The following is a 17,357-nucleotide window of genomic DNA, read 5'->3' on the forward strand; positions in this document are numbered from 1 at the left end:
GCCGAGGACACCATGACGAACACCTCTCGTCGCACGCTGCTCAAGTGGGCCCTTGGCGCGGGACAGTTCGCGCTCCTCGAACGCGCGGGTCTCCTCGGTTCGAGCGCCGCGCGCGCCGCGGACATCGACGTCCCCTCACGGCTCGCGGTTCTCTACATCCCGGGTGGCTACCGGCCGGCCTACTACTTCACCCCGATGGACGACGCGGACATTCCGCTCTGCGTGCCAGCGCCCTCCAGCTATAGCGGAGAGCCCGTCTTCTTCGACGCGAGCAAGCTGGTGAACCTCGCGCCCGCGAACGGACCCTACAAGCCGCTCCGAACCTGGCAGTCGTGGAATCCCCTCAACCCCGCCGAGCGCGGCGGCTTCAGCCCGCTCATGTACGGCTTCTCGCACTTCGCGCTGCACGAGCAGATGAGCGTGCTGCACGGCATCGACCAGGGCACCAACGACCATTCGAGTGCGTTCATCGCCTCGATGTGTGGTGTCGCCGGTGCGGATTTCCGGGCGCCCGCCGTTCATTCGGTGATCGCGAACCACCTGTTCGAGAAGTACCGCGAGAGCAGACCGCTGCCATTCGTGGTCGTCGCGGGTGAGCGCGGCACGCCACTCGGGATGGGGCTGCCCTCACACGCCTCGCCCGTCCGCGTTCCGTCGATTGAAGCGCTCAAGCCGCTGCTCTCCGCGAAGCCCACGGACAATCCATGGTGGACGGGGCTCGATGCGCGCACCGCAGGTCCTGAACTGGACGCGCAGGGTCAGCCCACGGGTGGCACCCTGAAGACGACCATGGTGGAGCGCTTCTCGCTCTCGCGCGCCCAGCAGATGATGGACCGCTCGACGGCGAAGGTGGACAGCTACCTCGAGGGCCTGCATGGCTCGCTGTCGTCGGTCTCGCGCGTGCTCGCGACGGATGTGGTGTCCGTGCTGGAGAGCACCAAGGGCATCGACTTGCTGAAGGCGAACCGTCCCGCGTACCTGTCGAGCTACCTCGGGAATCAGTCGTTCACGTACACGTTCGGCCTCGCGAACTTCCATCTCACCGGGCTCGACCCGCGGATGGATCTCGCGCTGCGCTTGCTCAAGTCGGACCTCTGCACCTCGGTGCACGTCTCGCTGCAGCTCGACTTCGACACGCACAACGGCTTCGGCCACGGCTTCAGCTGCGCGCACGGACGCGGACTGATGGATTGTGTCGCGCGCTTCATGGGTGAACTCAAAGCCGCGCCTGCTCCCGGCAAGCCGGGCAAGACGCTGCTCGATGACACGCTCGTGCTGGTGATGAGCGAGTTCGGCCGCAGTTGGGCATCGCGTGGACGCGACGGCACCTACGCCCTGCCGGATGACCACCACCCGTACACCTCGGTTGCTTTCGCGGGCGGAAACGTGGCGGCGAATCGGCAGGTGGGCTCGTACACCTCGCGCGGGCTCGGCGTTCCGGTGGACATCATCGAGGAGAACGGTCAGCCCTCGAAGCGCGTGCCCAGGGCCGCGGACGCCGTGACCACCGCGTTGCGGATCATGGGCATGAGCACGCACGACTTCTTCATCCCCGGTGGCTACGGAGAGGTCACGGGGATCCGGAAGGCGTAGGCGCTTGGAGCGATCGTCCCAACGTTAGTTGGCATCTGGCATCTGGGCGCGCACGAGAGCCGCGTAGAAGCCCCCGCCCAGGAGCAGTTCGCGGTGATTGCCGGACTCCACCAGGCGGCCCTCGTCCATGACGAGGATGAGGTCCGCGTCCACCACGGTGCTCAGCCGGTGGGCGATGGTGATGCGCGTGCTCGAGAGCGAGGCGAGCGACCGTTGCACCCGCGCCTCGGTGAGGGCATCCAGGGCGCTGGTCGCCTCGTCCAGCAGCAACACCGCGGGCTCGCGCATCAACGCCCGGGCCAGCGCCAGCCGCTGCCGCTGTCCCCCCGAGAGCGACGCGCCCCGGTCCACCAACGGCGTGTCGTAGCCCATGGGCATGGCCATGATGTCGTCATGGAGCTGGGCGAGGCGGGCCGCCTCGATGACGGATTCCAGGGGCGCGGACGGATCGCCCAGGGCGATGTTGGCGCGCAGCGTGGAACTGAAGAAGGACGGATCCTGGGGGACCACGCCCACCTGGGCGCGCACCGATCGCAGGTCCAGCTCCGTGAGATCCTCTCCCTCGAAGAGGACGCGGCCGGACGTGGGCAGGTACAGGCCGAGCAGCAGGTGGGCCAGGGTCGTCTTCCCGGCGCCCGAGCGGCCCACGATGGCCACGGACTGCCCAGGCTGGATGCGCACCGACACGTCCTGCACTACCAGCGGAGACGTGGCGGAGTAACGGAAGGACACCCGGTCCAGCTCGATGTGGCCCTCGAGCCGCACGGGCCGGCCAGGCCGGGCGGGATCCCGCTCGGGAGCCGTGTCCAGCACGTCGTCGATGCGCTCGATGTATCCCCGGAGCAACTGCAACTGGGAGCCCGTCACCACCAGGTTGCCCAGGGGCACGAGCAGCGCTCCCGCCAGCGCGTTGAGCCCCATCATGGTGCCCAGCGTCATGCTCCCTCCCAGGACCAGGAGCGCCCCGGAGGTGAGGAGCACCAGCGGGGCCAGCAGCCGCAGCGTCGCTCCGAGCGCATCCGTCCAGGCCGTCAGTCGGCCCCGCTTCAACGACACGTTGAGCACGTTGACGAAATTCTCCGAGAAGCGCTGTACCGCCTGGTGTTCCACGCCAAAGGCCTTCAGCGTCTGGATGCCGGTGAGCATCTCGAGCTGATAACTCTGGTGCTTCGCCTCCACCTCCAGGTTCTCCGCCATCAGCGCGCGCTGGCGCCGCGTGGAGAGCACGAGGACGAGCAACTGCGCCACCCCCAGGCCCAGGACGATGAACCCCACGGTGGGGCTCACCGCGAACAGCAGCGCGAGATAGAGGAGCACCAGTGCGCCATCGAGCAGGGCGGAGAGCGCGCTGGACGAGAGGATCTCCCGCACCATGGCGTTGCTGTTGAGCCGCTGGAGGAGATCCCCCGCCGCGCGCACCTGGAAGAAGGCATAGGACAGGCCCATCAGATGCTCCAGGAAGCCCAGCGTCATGGTCGAGTCCATGCGCGTTCGCAGCTCCAGCAGCAGGTGCCCGCGGATGAGGGAGGTGAGCAGCTGGAAACCCGCCAGGGAGAGGAAGCCCAGGCCCACGATCCACAGCAGGTGGGTGTCCCCGCGCGGCACCACCCGGTCGATGATGAGCCCCGTGAGGGCGGGGATCGCCAGCGCGAAGAGCTGGAGCAGGAGCGAGACGACGAGGATGCGTTGGAGGACGCGCGACTGCTGGAGCACCTGCATCGCATGGCGCGCGGTCGAGCGGGGACGCGCCTTCTTGCCCTTCTCGAAGTACTCCCCGGGCTCCAGCAGCAGCGCCACGCCGGTGAATGACTGGCGGAAGCGCTCCCGGGACACGACGCGCCGGCCCTGCGCCGGATCGAGCAGGTGGATGCCCTCGCGCCCCAGCCGCTCGAAGACGACGAAGTGGGAGAACCGCCAGTGGAGGATGCTCCCGGCGGGAAGGTACCGCAGCGCCTCGTCGTCGATGGACACGCCGCGTCCACGGAGCCCGAAGGTACGGGCGGTGCGCAGGATGTCGAGCGCCGACACCCCGTCGCGCGCCGCTCCCATCGCCTGGCGCACCTCCTCCAGCCGCACCTGCCTGCCCTCGTAGCCGAGCACCATGGCGAGGCAGGCCGCGCCACATTCGATCTCCGTGAGCTGCCGCACGAGCGGAATGCGGCGCTCGCGGCCCTTGTCGTGGAGGTCGCGGAGGGCCGGATAGCGCTCCGTGAGTCCTGGCGGCTGACGGGCCTCAGTTCCCATGGCTCAAGGCTCCCTTCAGGCCGGGGATGAGCGTGACGAGGATTCGCTCCGTGCTCACGCGCGTCTCTGCCCGGGCCAGCATCCCGTCGAAGTAGTCGAACGTCTTGCCCCCGAGCGTGAAGGTGGGCGAGTCGATACGCGCCCGCACCAGCACCATGGGACCCGAGAGTGCCACGGCATCCGCGCTGTCCGCACCCAGGTAGCGGCGCACCTCGTTGGGCCCGAGGATCTGCTCTCCCACCGAGTCGATGGTGAGCGTCAGGTACTCGTGGCTGAAGCCATTCAGCTCCACGCGCAGGGACCGGCCTGGCACGAGCCTTGGCCGATAGCCTCCGGGCAGCAAGGCCACCAGGGAGACGTGGACGTGGTCCCCCCGCACCGACACCACGCTCTCTCCCGGGTTGACGTACTGCCCGGGCCGCACGCGCAGGGCGCTCACGATCCCCGCCCGTGGCGCCCTCAACGTCCGGGCCCGCTGGCGCGCCTGGGCCAGCTCCCGCTCCGCGCGCAGCGACGTGAGGGCCTGGCGCGCGGCCTCGTCCGAGGGACGTTGCAGCACCCGGACGAGCTGTAGCTCGAACTCGCGTTGGATCCGCTCCAGGGTGGCCGTCTCCTCCTGGGTGAGGAAGCTCACCAGCTCCTGTCCGGCCTCCACCCGCTGCCCGGCCTTCACGTCCACGGCGGCGACGATGCCCGGCGTCTGGGAGGTGAGATCGTCGCGGCCCTCGAGTCTCACCACGGCGGGCCCGGAGGCGTACTCGGGCAGGGTTCCGAGCAGGCAGAAGAGGAGGGCGGAGGCGGCCAGGGAGACCAGCACCCAGTACGTCCACCGGGTCCACCTGGGCGAGAGGCGCAGGACCTCTCCGTCTCCGTGCGTGCCCTCGTGATGGCGCAGGGCTTCCTCGCGGAAGAACGGCGTGCGTTGCGTGGCCTGCATGGCTAGGGGCCGCCCCCCGCCGACGCCTGCTCCAGCACGGGCCGGACGTTGACGACCATGCCCGCGGACACGTCGGCCGGAGGAGGAGAGGAGAAGGCGGCGAGGGCGAAGACCAGGCGGGCCGCGGCATCCACCTCGGGAGCGATGCTCTCCACGGTCCCTCCGAGCGAGTGCGCCCCCTGGAGGACCTTCACCTCCACGGGGGAGCCCGGGCGCAGTTGCCGCGCCGCGTCCTCGGGGACGGCGAAGCGCACTTTCCAGCCTCGGGTGTCGAGCAGCCGCAACACGGGCTGTCCCGCGGCGAGCCGGGCCCCTGGACCACTCAGCTTCGAGGCCACCACACCCGAGAAGGGCGCCACGAGCGTGGCGTCATCGAGGTGCTGCCGCAACTCGGAGGCCTGGGCCCGCCGCTCCAGGGTCCGCGCCTGGGCAACCCGGAGCCGAGAGTGGGCGTCGCTCTCCGCGTAGCGCACCGTGTCCAGTTCCTCCTGGGAGTAGACGCCCAGCGCCAACGAGCGGGGCGTGAAGTAGCGGACTCGCCGGGCATGGGCCTCGGAGAGGGCGAGCGCGGCGGCCCGTCCCTCGGCGCGCGAGCCCTCGAGGGCGGCCTCCGCGGCCGCGAGTTCCTGGCGCGGCGCGCGCGTGTCGAGTCGTGCGAGCACCTGCCCCGCGTGAACGGACTCACCCACCTCGACCTCGAGCCGCTCCAACCTCGAGTCGACGCGGCTGCTCACGTCCACTTCCTCCTGGGGGATGACGACGCCCAGGAAGGGTTCCTCGTGCGTCCGCGCGTGTGCCGGAGTCCCCAGGCAGGCCAGGAGCCCCCCCACTGTCATCGTCCACACCCATCGGCGCATCCCTGGCCTCCCATGGAGCTCCCTCCGGAGAGACGTGGATTGGGAGCGGATGTGAGCCCGCTGGGGCCCTCGCCTCGCGCGTCCGCGTGTGGCTGACGCGGCGGTGGTGGCGCGAGTGTCAGGACGGAGGGCACCTGCTCGGGACTCGCCAGTCGCAAGAGGCCGTAGCCGATACCCGCCAGCCCCGTCATCAATCCGGGCGTCTCGACGCCCAGGGGGACTCCGCATTGCCAGCCCCGCTCGTCGATGTTGTCGAGGATCATGTGAGCCAACCGGTAGGCGCGGCTCTTGAGCGCGCCGTCTCCGAATGCCTGACTCGCCAAGAGGATGAGTTCGAGGTTGCCGAGGTCGCCATGACAGAGGGAGTGGTTCATCCCGAAGCCATGCTCCAGCGTCGTTTGGACAGCGGCCTCGGCATCCGCTTTCAGCCTGGGGTCATCGAGATGCCGCATCGAGCCGAGACGCGCCATGCCGATGCCCGGAGCGCCATGACACCATCCGACCGAGAAGCGGGAGTTTCGCTCCTCGGAGGGAGTGTTCTCGGGGACGCGCAGGTCGGCCCAGTTGCGAGCCTGGGTGGAAAAGAGGCTTCGCTCGTAGTCGAGCGCCCGGCAAGCGGTCTCCCGGAACCGCGAATCCCCGGTGGTGGTCGCCAGCTCCAACAGTGACAACGCGATGCCCGCGGCGCCGTGGGAGAAGCCGGAGAGCGGCCATTCGGCGACGCCCTTGACGTACCAGCCCGTTCCCTCGCGCATGGGTCGGGCCATGGCCAGTAGCCGCTCGCCGCAGCGGATCGCCGCGTCGAGCGCCGCGCGCGAGCCCTGGACGCCATGCAGTCCAAGCAGGCTCAGCAGGGTGCCCGCCGAGCCCGTCAAGACATCGAATGACTCATCCCCGTCAATCAACGGCTCCAGGTGAGGGAGGACCGCCTCGGCCTCCGTCCACAAGGAGGGCTCTCGCCAGAGACCGCCGAGGTGGGTCATCGCGTAGAGGAAGCCTCCCCATCCGAAGTACCCACCGAGCTGCTTCACCTGTTCCCGGTCTCGCTCCACCAGTTGGCGAGCCGTGGTCAGTGACAGCTTCGCGAGGTGCGTGTAGCGCGCCTCTCCTGTTACGTGCCCCAGGTAGCCGAGAAAGAGCGCGATCCCCGCGGTTCCCGAGTACAGGTCGATGGAGGTGGGAACGAGGCTCCAGTAGCGGTCATTGACGATCGTCAGTCCGACCCAGCCGATGTCCTGCTCACCCCGCACCGCGATCCGCTCCAGCCTGTCGCCCAGCGTGCGAGCCGTGGCGAGAAGCCGCTCCCGGGACGCCTCCTGGGCGGGCTCCCGCCGGGGATAGCGGGTCCAGACCGCGCGCTCACCCCCCATGGCCAGGGTGGTGAAGGAGGCCTGGATGAACCAGAGTTGCCTCGAGAGATCCTCTTCGTTGAACGTTCGCAGCCGCCGCTGGACGTGCTCCAGGGCCGTCGTCTCGAGGAAGCCCGGGATGCACCCGTGGCCGTGGCTCCAGAGGTCGCGCGAGCGGGGCCGCGTGGTGAACATCGGAATGTCGCCGTTGTCCAGGTCCGCGCGCTCCGCGGCGAGCACCGGGTCCATGGTGGCCAGGTCCGCGACGCCCACCCGGAGCTTGTCGAAGAAGCGCTCCCGGTCGAGTGCGTCTCGGAGGAGATCGGGATGGTAGCTCTCCTGGCGCATGAGCGAATAGCCGTGGGTGGTGCGCAGGACGACGCGGATCTCGTCATCCACGAAGGAGGAGAGGGGCCCGTCCGTTGCACAGAAGGCCTGGCCGTGCCGCCGCAGGAGCCGGTAGAGCCGGATGAAACCCTCCATCAGGGGAGCGGCGTACCGGGCGACGTCGACGTGTTGTCCCTGGAGGGTGGGGCGGTTCGCCGAGCCCTCGCTCATCACGCGCTGGCGGGCGAGCCGCATGGTGTCCGTGCCCGAGCCCGTGATGATGGGCGTGGCGTGGGGCCACATCTGAGGCAGCCCTCCCGCCAGGCCACTGATCTCCAGTCCATCGGAGTTCGTGTCGAGCCATGCGCGGCCAGGAAGCAGTCCCACGCCCATCACGGAGGACATCATTTGCCGGACGACCTGGGGCTCGAATTCGCCCGCGATGCGTTGAGGCGGTGGGTGGAACAGGGCTTCCAGGTCGGTCAGGATGGGGTGCTCGCCCGCGGCGATCAGGTTCTCCGAGTGGAAGTCGGTCGCGCTGATGGCATGGAGCAGCGCGAGATAGGCCCCCTGGCGTGTGTAGAAGCGCTCGAGTTCTTCTGGCGTCTGGCAGCCCTCCGCCGCGACGAACTCGACCCAGCCGTACGTGTCCCGAGTCAGGACCTTCAAGGTGCGGAAGGCGGGCTCCATTCCCCGCGCGTTGAGCCAGGTCAGCAGGTGCTGGAAGTGCAGCTCCACGGCCAGGGAGCGCGGCTTGTAGACCAGCCTGGCTCCGGAGTTGAACCCCAGCAGGATCACCGACCTGCCGTCGTTGTGCGTGTCTCCCGCCCCCACCTCGAGGGCGGTGAGCTCATCCCCAGGCGGAAGCCTCATGAAGGCACCCAGCTCCATCCAGTCCTGGGCGAGATGCGTGAGGAATTCGAGGCTGAAGCACCCCCACTGGCGGATGGCATTGACGAGCTGCCGCGCCAGGACGGGGTACTCCTCCAGCAGTTCCAGGGCGACATCACGCCGCGCGAGCAGGTGCACGAAATCCAGGAATCGCTCTCGTGGCGTTTCCCCCGTCAGCCTGTCCTGGATGCGACAGACATTGAGTTCCAGGATCAGGGTGCGATGGAGCATCGACAGCAACGGGGCGGGGAGGGAGGCGAGCAGGAGCTGTTCCACACCCTCCGTGAATGGCGCTCCGGGATGGTCGCGCCGGAGTCGCTGGATGCCCTGCCGGAGCCGCCGCCGGCCCTGATCGATCAACGGCGCGACCAGGTTGAGAAATCCCGCGAGCGAGCGCTGTGACTCCGCGAGGGCCCCGGTCAGGGCCTGGAGGGTGGCGGGGTTGGCGGGGGAATGGTCCTCGAACGCCTGCTCCAGGGTGAGAAGCCACTCGGGGCGCTCGGCGCCAGTCGGAGCCACGAAGGGCTCTGGGATCGCGAGGCGTTCCGTCAGGGTTTGGGTGCGGTACCAGGCGGCGTCACTGAAGCGAGGCGAAGACATGATGGAGGCCACTCCTTGGGCGTCGGAGGAGGCCCCGGCGGGGCGTGATGTCTCGCCAGGGTCTCGAAACGGGATCATTCCGGGCGATCCGCGTGCCCGCCGTGCGTCTGTTCAATCCGACAGAAGACAGGTGCACTGGCACGGCGGATTCTTGCTGCCCGTGCCGGTGCTGACGGTGGTGGGCTGGATGCGGAGGCCGCCGACGATGACGGCGAGGTCATCCTCCGAGAGCGCGATCTCACCCGCGGGGTTCGCGGGAACGAGAGCACGCTCCTCTTCGCTCAAGCTCTCCAGGTAGGACGGGTCCTTCCACGCACGGGCGATGTCGATGCGGGACATGGTTGTCTCCTTTCTTGAATCACTTCTCTGGCCGTATGGGCCGGACACTCAATGCGGTGAGGAGCTTGGACTCCTCGGTTCAGTGCTGTTTGGAAACGCCGAAGCACGTTCTTCACGAGACCGATGCCGACCACCTCCTTGTTGTATTCCTGAATGAGAAGAGGGGGGCTCCGGTGAATGTGACGGATGGGCATGGGCTGGCTGAATAAATCCGAATCGCTCCCGTCCAGGCGCGGCGGTGCGGATCCTCCGCATCCATCCAACGACCACATGGGAGAACACCTTTGATGAAGCGATCGGTCCTGGTCTGGAGTTGCTGTGCCTCGCTGCTGTTTTCAGCCTGCGGCGGTCAAGAGGGTGGAGATACTGGAACTCCGGATGGTGGGGGCAATCTCCCCTCGGATGGCGGTGGGAATGAGCCCAATCCCTCCACGATCACCGTGACGGGCAAGGTGCTCGCCGCGTCGGGCGCGGCCGCCACGAAGGTGTCGATCCTCATTCCGGGCGATGGTCGGCGGGAAGTGAGCGTGGATGGCGCTGGTGCCTTCAGCGTTTCGGGAGTGACCCCTCCCTACGATCTCATCGTGGCCGAGAAGGAGCGCCGGTCCGCGATCCTCTACAGGGGGTTGACGCTCAAGACCCTCACACTGTCCCTCGAAGAAGAGGACACGGAGTCGGTTACGCACAGGGCCACCGTGAAGGGGAACCTCACCGGAGAGGATGCGTCTCCTTCTTCCACGACCGAGGTGAGTTTCGTCTCGGAGAGAGGCAGTGGCAATGGGCTGAGAGACATCGGGGGGAGCTATTCGCTGGACGTGGATTGGCTCGGTGCCACCCCTGTCACGGGCACGCTCTATGCCTTCCAATATGAGTCAAGCAGCTCCTACTCGCCTCCGACACGCTACCTGGGCTTTGGGCAGCGCGACAACGTGACCCTGGAGGAGAACGCCACGCTCTCCGCGCAGGACATCGCCTTGAGCGCCGTGACGAACTCCAACCTGGGGGGCAGCATCACCGTGCCAGACGGTTATGCCCTCCGCCTGAGCTCCGTGTCCCTCGCTCCCACGCCAGCCACTGAAGTCTCCTTGTTCTCGAGCTTCGCTCCCACGAGCACGTTCAATTACGTAGTGCCCCAGATTCCCCAGGCCACCTTCTCGATGCAGGTCTTCGCGTCCGAGGAGGGCGCGTCGGATCCGGACAACGCGGCCAGTTTGCTTCTCTTCAAGCGGGGTCTGACCGCTGGCGTCACCAACGCCGCGATGGTGCTCCATCCGGCCGCGCGTCCGGCCCAACCCGCGAACGAGGCGAAGGATGTGTCCCTGACCACCGGGTTCTCCTGGTCGCCGTACGCGAGCGGTGTTCACCGGATCCAGTTCCAGGAGGACAAGAGTGACAATCAGACGCCCTATACGGTGACGATCCTCACGCGCGGGACCGACACCACGCTTCCGGACCTGAGTGCGCTCGGCATGGCCCTGCCCGCCAATACCGAGTTCACCTGGCAGGTCCATGGTGTAGGCCCCGTGGACTCCGTGGACGCCCTGGTCGGTCTTCTGGAGAAGGGGGATCCCGCCCGGGGAGGTACGGAGGATTTCCATACCAGCCTCTCCGAGACGCGCACCTTCACCACGGCCGCGACTCCCTGAGTCGCTCCCTGCGCCCCGTGGGAGAGCGACTTGCTCACCCACGGGGGGCTGTCGTCACGCGAGATCGAAGAGCAGGGCTTCCATGGGCTCGGACGCCAGGAGTTCCAGCTTCGACTCCTCGGACACGGCCACGCCGTCGCCGGCCTTCACGGCCACCCCGTTGAGCGTTCCCGCGCCGCGCGCTACCTGCAACCAGGCATGCCGCCCCGGAGCCAGCGTGTGCTCGGCCTTCTGTCCCTGGCCCAGAATCGTGCTGTACAGCCGCAGATCCTGATTCACCCGCAGGGAGCCGTTGTGGCCCTCGGGGGACACCACGAGCCGGAAGCCTCCCTGGCGCTCCTCGCGCGTGAAGAGCTTCTGCTCATAGTCCGGCGTGAGCCCCTTGCGCTCGGGGAGGACCCATATCTGCAGGAAGTGGACTTCCTCGTCCGCGCTGTTCATCTCGCTGTGCAGCACGCCCGTGCCCGCCGTCATCCGCTGCATCTCACCCGCGCGCAGCACGCCCTTGGAGCCCATGCTGTCGCGGTGCTCGAGCTGTCCGGAGAGCACGTAGGTGATGATCTCCATGTCCCGGTGGGGATGGGTGCCAAAGCCGCTGCGCCCGGCCACGCGGTCCTCGTTGATGACGCGCAGGGCGCGAAAACCCATGAACGAGGGGTCGTAGTAGTCCGAGAACGAGAAGGTGTGGTGGGAGTCCAACCACCCGTGGTTCGCATGTCCGCGCGCTTCCGAGTTCCTGAGGGTCAACATGGTGTCGTGTCTCCTTCGCCACTCATATTGTGGGCGCGGAGGGCCCCGCGCCAGCCGTCGGGGACGGGACACATTGTTCCAGCGATAGGACAAACACCCTCAGGAGGCGCGGGGCCAGTGCTCGCGCAGGAAGTCCACGAAGGCCATCACCTTGGGGGAATGGTGCCGGGTGCTCGAGTAGAGCGCGTGGACCGGGGCCTCGGCTGAGCTCCAGTCCGGAAGCAGGCGCTGCAGGCGTCGGGCGGAGATGTCCGCGGCGTTGTCCACGTGGGGCAGCAGGGCGACTCCCGCGCCCGCCAGCGCCAGCGCGCGGAGCATGTCGGGTTCGTTCACGACAAGGCGCGTCTGGATGGGGACATCGACCGAGCGGTTGCCGGAGTGAAGGGTCCAGACATGGCCCTCGCGGACGGTGCCGAAGACGAGGCAGTCGTGCTTTTCCAGCTCCTTGGGCGTCTTGGGCATGCCCCTTGCCTGGATGTACTCCGGCGCCGCCACCACGATGCGCCCGATGGTCCCGATCTTCCGGGCCATGAGCGAGGAGTCCGCCAGCCGTCCGGCGCGCACGGCCACGTCGAAGCCTTCCTCGACCAGGTTCACCGTGCGATCCGTGCACACCAGCTCGAGTTGCACCTCGGGGTAGCGTTGGAGGAACGCCGCGATGAGCGGCCCGAGGACTCCGAAGGTCAGGGGGGTCGTCACGCGCAGCAGTCCATGAGGCGCGGCCTGCATGCGCGTGACGGCCAGCTCCGCCTCCTCGGCCTCGGCCACGATGCGCGCGCAGTGCTCGTAATAGGCCTGGCCCACATCCGTGAGGCGCAACTGGCGCGTCGTCCTTTGCAGCAACTGGGCGCCCACCCGCGCCTCGAGCTCGGACACCTTGCGGCTGACCGTGGACTTGGGCATTCGCAGGCTCCGTGCCGCCGCCGTGAAGCTTCCGGCCTGCACCACCTTGGCGAAGATGAGCAACTCGTTGAGATCCACGGCCGTCCTTTCCCACTCCAGGGAGGTTGTTCCGACGCGCCCCGTCTAATCCGTCTCCCCGGCCTCTCGCCAGCGTGTGACCTTGGACGAGAAAATCGAGTTTTCCCGCGAGATCCAGGCGGCCCAGGCGCGGGCTTGCAACAAGGCCGCTCGAGGTCATACAGAAGACACACGCCCCGTGAGAGCGGTCGCCTCACGCGCGGGGCACTTGGTGCCTTTTCTCGGCACGCGATAAAATGGCCATCGGGCCATGGCGGAAACCTTGTTCGAGGAGCTGAAGCGATACGTGGGTTTCGAGCCGGCGGATGGACAGCGGCTCCTGGCCCTTCATGAGGTGATGCAGCCGCGATTCGCCGCCATCGCGGACGTCTTCTACGCGCGCATCCTGGAGCATCCCCAGGCGAGTCAGGCGCTGGCGGGTGAGAGTCAGGTGGGCCACCTCAAGGTGACCCTCCAGGCGTGGATGGAGCAGTTGCTCCGCGGCCCCTGGGACGAGAACTACTTCCTGCTGCGCTGCCGCATCGGCCGCATGCACGTGCGCATCGCGCTGCCCCAGCACTACATGTTCGGCGCGATGAGCGTGCTTCGCCAGGAGCTCAACCGCTTCCTCGACGAGCATCAAGACTGGCGGACCGAGGACTTGCGCGCCTCGCGCGTGGCCCTGCAGAAGATCCTCGATCTCGAGCTGGCCATCATGTTGCACACCTACCGGGAGGATCTGCTCGCCCAGCAGGCGCGCCACGAGCGGCTGAGCACCTTCGGCCAGTTGGTGGGGACGATCGGGCACGAGCTGCGCAACCCCCTGGGCGTCATCGAGACGTCGCTCTTCATCCTCAAGGGCCGGCCCCTGGCGGGAGAGGAGCGCGCCGCCAAGCACCTGACGCGCATCGGGGAGCAGGTGACGCTGGCCAACCGGATCATCTCGGACCTGCTGGACATGATCCGCGACAAGCCGCTCAAGCGCGAGTCCCTGCGGCTCGACGCGGTGTGGACGGACGCGCTCACGTCGGTGCATGTGCCTCCGGGCATGTCCCTGTCCGCCTCGGGTCTGGACACCCTGCCCACGCTGCGTGGCGACCCGGGGCAGATGCGCCAGGTGTTCGTCAACCTGTTGGAGAACGCCATTCAAGCCGTGGGAGAGACGGGCCGGGTGGTGCTGTCGGCCTCGTCGGGCCCGGACGCGGTGGAGTTGGTTCTGGAGGACTCGGGGCCGGGCGTGAGCGAGCCCATCCGGCGCCGGATGTTCGAGCCCCTGATGACCACCAAGGCCCGGGGCATCGGCCTGGGCTTGCCGCTCGTCAAGCGCATCCTCGAGCGGCACGATGGGTCCATCCACTACGCTCCCCGTGAAGGAGGCGGGGCGCGGTTCATCCTTCGGTTGTCCATTCCCCCGGACTGCCGGTAAGGCGGAAGGTATGAGGCGCTACCTGCTGCTCGACGACAACGAGGCCTTCGCGGAGAACCTGGCGGAGATCCTCCGGGACGGGGGAGACGACGCCACGGTGGTGACGGACGGGGCACGGGCCCTGTCGCTCGCGAGCTCGCGGCGCTATGACGCGCTGCTCACGGACATGAAGATGCCCGGCATGACGGGGGCGGAGGCGGTGCACCACATCCGCCAGGTGGACCCCGGCCTGGCCGTGGTGGTCATCACCGCCTACCCCGGCGAGGAGGAGCTGGAAACGGCCCGAAGGGAGGGGCTGCTCGCGGTGTTGCCCAAACCGGTGCCCATTCCCTCGCTCATGTCCCTGTTGTCCCGCGCGCGCCGTGACGGGGTGGTCCTGCTCATCGAGGACGATCCCTCCCTGGGCGACACCCTCTCCGAGGAGCTGCGTGTCCGTGGCTTCTCGTGCGTCACCGCGCGCTCCGCCCAGGAGGCCGAGCATCTGGCCCGGGTACGGCCCTTCGCGGCGGTGGTGGATCCCCGCCCCCCCGGGGGTCCCGAGGGCGAGGCGCTGCGCCTGCTCCGGGCGAGCTACCCCCGGTTGCCGGTGTTCGTGTTGACGGCGCCCCCGGAAGAGGGCGCTCCCGGCGCGTCCCGGCGCGACACGAGTGTCGTCTCCGCCTCAACGGACACCCCCGCCTTGCTGGACGCGCTGGAGCGCGCCCACGACTCGCGTTAAGGGCTGTCCCCATGAGCGTCTCCCATTCCCTGTCCGCTCCCCACGTGCTGGTCGTCGAGGACAACGCGGCCTTCCTGGACAACCTCCGCGAGCTGCTCGACGACGCGGGCTACCGGGTGACCGGCGCGCTGAGCTGCCGCGAGGCCCTGGAGCGGGCGGAGGCGGGCTTCGACGTGGCCCTGGTGGACCTGCGGTTGCCGGATGGGGAGGGGACCGAGCTGGCGAGGGAACTCAAGGAGAAGGTGCCCGAGTCCGAGGTGGTGTTGCTCACGGGGTTCGCCACGGTGGAGACGGCCGTGGCGGCGGTGCGCGCGGGCGCGTGTGCCTACCTGATGAAGCCCTGTGCGCCGAGCGAGCTGTTGCTCACCCTGGAGCAGGCCATGCGCCAGGTGCGCCTGCACGCGGAGAAGCGCGAGCTGGCGCGCCGGGCCCAGGTGACGGAGAAGCTCGCCGCGGTGGGCTCCATGACGGCGAGCTTGTCGCATGTGATTCGCAACCCCCTCAACGCGGCGGCCTTGCAGCTGTCGATGCTGGAGCGGCGGGTGCGGAGGTTGTCCGCGGAGCAGCAGCCTCAGCTCCTGGAGCCGTTGCTGTTGGTGCGTGATGAGATCCGCCGGTTGGACCATACGCTCGAGGACTTCCTCCAGTTCGCGCGGCCCCGGGGCTTCCGCCCCGAGCCCGTGGAGGTGAAGGCCCTGCTTCGGCGCGTGGTGGACTTCCTGGCCGGTCAGGCCGAGGAGCGACAGGTGCGGCTGGAGCTGGAGGGAGACGGAGGCGCCACGTTGCCGCCCCTCCGGGGTGAGGAAGAGCGATTGCGCCAAGTGCTCATCCACCTGACCCTCAACGCGCTGGAGGCCTCGCCCTCGGGCGGGCTGGTGCGGCTGTCCGTGAGCCGGGAAGCGGGCCTGGCGTGCATCGGGGTGGAGGATTCGGGCGAGGGTGTTCCCCTGGAGCTGCGGGAGCGGGTCTTCGAGCCTTTCTTCACCACCAAGGAAGAGGGCTCGGGGCTGGGGTTGTCCATCGTCCAGGCCATCGTCATGCAGCATGGAGGCTCGTTGGAGGTGGTGAATGCCCCCTCCGGAGGCGCCCGGTTCCTGCTGCGCCTGCCCCTGATGTCTTGAGGGCCATTGCCAGGGGCTCAAAGGATATCCGCCGACCTTTGAAGTCTCCTCGGGCCACGAGATGTGCTCACTTCGTGACATCTGTCCCGGTGCTGACGGAAGATGGAACGAGGAGGGCGCGCTCACCGCGCCCGATCAAGTTCCCAGAAGGATTGACGAATGGAAACGCGGCAGCACGAGGGCTTCATCACCGGTTCTCCGGCACCGACGGCGGATGAGAAGACGTGGGGAATGCTGGCCCACCTGAGCGCCCTGGTGACGGGCATCTTTGGTTTCTCCTTCCTGGGGCCGCTCATCGTCATGCTCACCAAGGGCAAGGAGTCCGCCTGGGTGGAACAGCACGCGAAGGAATCGCTCAACTTCCAGATCTCCGTCACCATCGTCTCGTGGGTGACGGTCATCACCATGTTCTGCCTGGTGGGCTTCCTTCTGGTCCCCGTGCTGCTCGCCGCGCTGGTGCTGACCATCATCGCGGGCATCAAGGCCAACAATGGGGAGACGTACCGTTACCCGGCGTCGATCCGGCTCGTGAAGTAGCGCGGACGGCGGGGCTGGGTGCGCGCCTTCGAGAGCGCTCAGCCGCCGATGCCCATCATGGACAGCAGGGCCGAGCCCGCCCCGGGCTCGGTGAAGCGGTGCCCCTCGGGCTTGTCGCCGAGGGCCTGGCGGATGGCCAGGGCGAGTTCCTCGTCCGTGGCGCCGCCGCGGATGAGGGTGTGCAGGGGCGCCTGGGCACGGCCGCCGAGGCAGCTGCGCAAGTCCCCGTTGGAGGCCACGCGCACGCGGTTGCAGCCGCCGCAGAAGTTCTGGGTGAGGGGCGAGATGAAGCCCACGAGCCCCCCGGGCGCCCGCCAGTAGCGCGCCGGCCCCGCCGCCGCCCCCTGGGGCCCCTCATCTTCCTCGAGCGCAAGGCCCCCGGTCCGGAGCCGTTCCACCAGCTCGGCCGTGGGCACCGGCGTGCCTTGTCCGAAGGGCATCAACTCGATGAACCGGGGCGTCATGCCCCGCGCGTGGGCGTGGGCGATGAGCTGGGGCACCTCGTCGTCATTCACCCCGCGCATGACGACGACGTTGAGCTTGAGCGAGGCGAAGCCCGCCGCCGCCGCCGTGTCGATTCCCTCCAGCACCGAGGCGAGGTCTCCCTGCTTGGAGATGCGCCGGAAGGTGCTCTCCGACAGGGTATCCAGGCTGATGTTGAGCTGGGACACGCCCGCCTCGCGCAGCGGAGCGGCCAGCCGCGCCAGGTGGCTCGCGTTGGTGGTGATGGCCACGTGCCCGATGCCCGGCACCGCGGCGATGCTCCGCGCCACCTCGAGGATGTCCGGACGGATGAGGGGCTCTCCGCCCGTCAGCCGCACCCGGCGGATGCCCATGCGCGCGAACACGGAGACGATGCGCTCGAACTCCCCGGGCGAGAGCAGGTCCTTCTTCCCACCCCAGCTCGCCGGCGAGCAGTACGTGCAGCGGAAGTTGCACCGGTCCGTCACGGACAGGCGCAGGTACGTCATGGTCCTGCCCTGGGCGTCCTTCAAGGGCGGCATCACGGGAGCCTGGGAGGGCAAGGGCATCATGGACGACTCTTCTTAACCCGCCCGGCCC

The 17,357-nt window shown here is 68.3% G+C and carries 14 protein-coding genes; 6 read left to right on the forward strand and 8 right to left on the reverse strand.

What is annotated here, in order from left to right:
• Positions 1-12 precede the first annotated feature (12 nt).
• Positions 13-1,593: a DUF1501 domain-containing protein gene (locus MEBOL_RS42225; protein ID WP_179956325.1), complete on the forward strand. Its 1,581-nt coding sequence runs from the start codon at positions 13-15 to the stop codon at positions 1,591-1,593.
• 24 nt (positions 1,594-1,617) lie between these two features.
• Here MEBOL_RS42225 and MEBOL_RS31075 read toward each other — a convergent pair whose 3' ends face one another.
• The 5 genes from MEBOL_RS31075 to MEBOL_RS31095 form a co-directional block, all read right to left on the reverse strand.
• Positions 1,618-3,837 carry a peptidase domain-containing ABC transporter gene (locus MEBOL_RS31075; RefSeq protein ID WP_095980834.1) on the reverse strand — a complete coding sequence of 740 codons (2,220 nt, stop codon included), beginning with the start codon at positions 3,835-3,837 and terminating at the stop codon, positions 1,618-1,620.
• Positions 3,827-4,774 (reverse strand): efflux RND transporter periplasmic adaptor subunit, encoded by a 948-nt coding sequence (locus MEBOL_RS31080; RefSeq protein WP_095980835.1) that lies wholly within the window; start codon positions 4,772-4,774, stop codon positions 3,827-3,829. Before MEBOL_RS31080 ends, MEBOL_RS31075 begins: the two co-directional genes overlap by 11 nt.
• 2 nt (positions 4,775-4,776) lie before the next feature.
• Positions 4,777-5,631: an efflux RND transporter periplasmic adaptor subunit gene (locus MEBOL_RS31085; RefSeq protein WP_095980836.1), complete on the reverse strand. Its 855-nt coding sequence runs from the start codon at positions 5,629-5,631 to the stop codon at positions 4,777-4,779.
• Positions 5,607-8,798, reverse strand: a complete 3,192-nt coding sequence (locus tag MEBOL_RS31090) for a type 2 lanthipeptide synthetase LanM family protein (protein WP_095980837.1) — start codon at positions 8,796-8,798, stop codon at positions 5,607-5,609. Before MEBOL_RS31090 ends, MEBOL_RS31085 begins: the two co-directional genes overlap by 25 nt.
• A gap of 111 nt (positions 8,799-8,909) precedes the next feature.
• Positions 8,910-9,137: a mersacidin/lichenicidin family type 2 lantibiotic gene (locus tag MEBOL_RS31095; RefSeq protein ID WP_095980838.1), complete on the reverse strand. Its 228-nt coding sequence runs from the start codon at positions 9,135-9,137 to the stop codon at positions 8,910-8,912.
• Between the two features lie 287 nt (positions 9,138-9,424).
• Here MEBOL_RS31095 and MEBOL_RS31100 point away from each other — a divergent pair, with 287 nt between their 5' ends.
• Positions 9,425-10,783 carry a hypothetical protein gene (locus MEBOL_RS31100; RefSeq protein WP_157823776.1) on the forward strand — a complete coding sequence of 453 codons (1,359 nt, stop codon included), beginning with the start codon at positions 9,425-9,427 and terminating at the stop codon, positions 10,781-10,783.
• A gap of 54 nt (positions 10,784-10,837) precedes the next feature.
• Here the strand turns inward: MEBOL_RS31100 and MEBOL_RS31105 are convergent, their stop codons facing one another.
• The gene (locus tag MEBOL_RS31105) at positions 10,838-11,533 is read right to left on the reverse strand and encodes a pirin family protein (RefSeq protein WP_095980840.1); all 696 of its coding nucleotides are present in this window, start codon (positions 11,531-11,533) and stop codon (positions 10,838-10,840) included.
• 99 nt (positions 11,534-11,632) lie between these two features.
• Positions 11,633-12,514 carry a LysR family transcriptional regulator gene (locus MEBOL_RS31110; protein WP_095980841.1) on the reverse strand — a complete coding sequence of 294 codons (882 nt, stop codon included), beginning with the start codon at positions 12,512-12,514 and terminating at the stop codon, positions 11,633-11,635.
• Positions 12,515-12,764: 250 nt separating this feature from the next.
• On the opposite strand from MEBOL_RS31110, the gene MEBOL_RS31115 reads away from it, so the two are divergent.
• The 4 genes from MEBOL_RS31115 to MEBOL_RS31130 all read left to right on the forward strand — a co-directional run bounded on the left by MEBOL_RS31115 (position 12,765) and on the right by MEBOL_RS31130 (position 16,295).
• On the forward strand, positions 12,765-13,919 hold the full coding sequence (locus MEBOL_RS31115) for a protoglobin domain-containing protein (RefSeq protein WP_095980842.1): 1,155 nt from the start codon (positions 12,765-12,767) through the stop codon (positions 13,917-13,919).
• Between the two features lie 10 nt (positions 13,920-13,929).
• A complete protein-coding gene (locus tag MEBOL_RS31120; RefSeq protein WP_095980843.1) occupies positions 13,930-14,637 on the forward strand; it encodes a response regulator in 708 nt (235 codons plus the stop codon).
• Positions 14,638-14,648: 11 nt separating this feature from the next.
• On the forward strand, positions 14,649-15,758 hold the full coding sequence (locus tag MEBOL_RS31125; protein WP_095980844.1) for an ATP-binding protein: 1,110 nt from the start codon (positions 14,649-14,651) through the stop codon (positions 15,756-15,758).
• Between the two features lie 159 nt (positions 15,759-15,917).
• Positions 15,918-16,295: a DUF4870 domain-containing protein gene (locus tag MEBOL_RS31130; protein WP_095980845.1), complete on the forward strand. Its 378-nt coding sequence runs from the start codon at positions 15,918-15,920 to the stop codon at positions 16,293-16,295.
• Between the two features lie 38 nt (positions 16,296-16,333).
• Here the strand turns inward: MEBOL_RS31130 and moaA are convergent, their stop codons facing one another.
• The gene (gene moaA, locus MEBOL_RS31135; RefSeq protein WP_095980846.1) at positions 16,334-17,329 is read right to left on the reverse strand and encodes a GTP 3',8-cyclase MoaA; all 996 of its coding nucleotides are present in this window, start codon (positions 17,327-17,329) and stop codon (positions 16,334-16,336) included.
• Between the last annotated feature and the right edge of the window lie 28 nt (positions 17,330-17,357).

It is taken from the genome of Melittangium boletus DSM 14713, from assembly GCF_002305855.1.
Lineage (GTDB): Bacteria > Myxococcota > Myxococcia > Myxococcales > Myxococcaceae > Cystobacter > Cystobacter boletus.

Excerpts from the sequence above, each read along its gene's own strand:
- MEBOL_RS42225 (WP_179956325.1), top strand. The coding sequence starts at position 13 with ATGACGAACACCTCTCGTCGCACGCTGCTCAAGTGGGCCCTTGGCGCG.
- MEBOL_RS31075 (WP_095980834.1), bottom strand. The coding sequence starts at position 3,837 with ATGGGAACTGAGGCCCGTCAGCCGCCAGGACTCACGGAGCGCTATCCG.
- MEBOL_RS31080 (WP_095980835.1), bottom strand. The coding sequence starts at position 4,774 with ATGCAGGCCACGCAACGCACGCCGTTCTTCCGCGAGGAAGCCCTGCGC.
- MEBOL_RS31085 (WP_095980836.1), bottom strand. The coding sequence starts at position 5,631 with ATGCGCCGATGGGTGTGGACGATGACAGTGGGGGGGCTCCTGGCCTGC.
- MEBOL_RS31090 (WP_095980837.1), bottom strand. The coding sequence starts at position 8,798 with ATGTCTTCGCCTCGCTTCAGTGACGCCGCCTGGTACCGCACCCAAACC.
- MEBOL_RS31095 (WP_095980838.1), bottom strand. The coding sequence starts at position 9,137 with ATGTCCCGCATCGACATCGCCCGTGCGTGGAAGGACCCGTCCTACCTG.
- MEBOL_RS31100 (WP_157823776.1), top strand. The coding sequence starts at position 9,425 with ATGAAGCGATCGGTCCTGGTCTGGAGTTGCTGTGCCTCGCTGCTGTTT.
- MEBOL_RS31105 (WP_095980840.1), bottom strand. The coding sequence starts at position 11,533 with ATGTTGACCCTCAGGAACTCGGAAGCGCGCGGACATGCGAACCACGGG.
- MEBOL_RS31115 (WP_095980842.1), top strand. The coding sequence starts at position 12,765 with ATGGCGGAAACCTTGTTCGAGGAGCTGAAGCGATACGTGGGTTTCGAG.
- MEBOL_RS31120 (WP_095980843.1), top strand. The coding sequence starts at position 13,930 with ATGAGGCGCTACCTGCTGCTCGACGACAACGAGGCCTTCGCGGAGAAC.
- MEBOL_RS31125 (WP_095980844.1), top strand. The coding sequence starts at position 14,649 with ATGAGCGTCTCCCATTCCCTGTCCGCTCCCCACGTGCTGGTCGTCGAG.
- MEBOL_RS31130 (WP_095980845.1), top strand. The coding sequence starts at position 15,918 with ATGGAAACGCGGCAGCACGAGGGCTTCATCACCGGTTCTCCGGCACCG.
- moaA (WP_095980846.1), bottom strand. The coding sequence starts at position 17,329 with ATGATGCCCTTGCCCTCCCAGGCTCCCGTGATGCCGCCCTTGAAGGAC.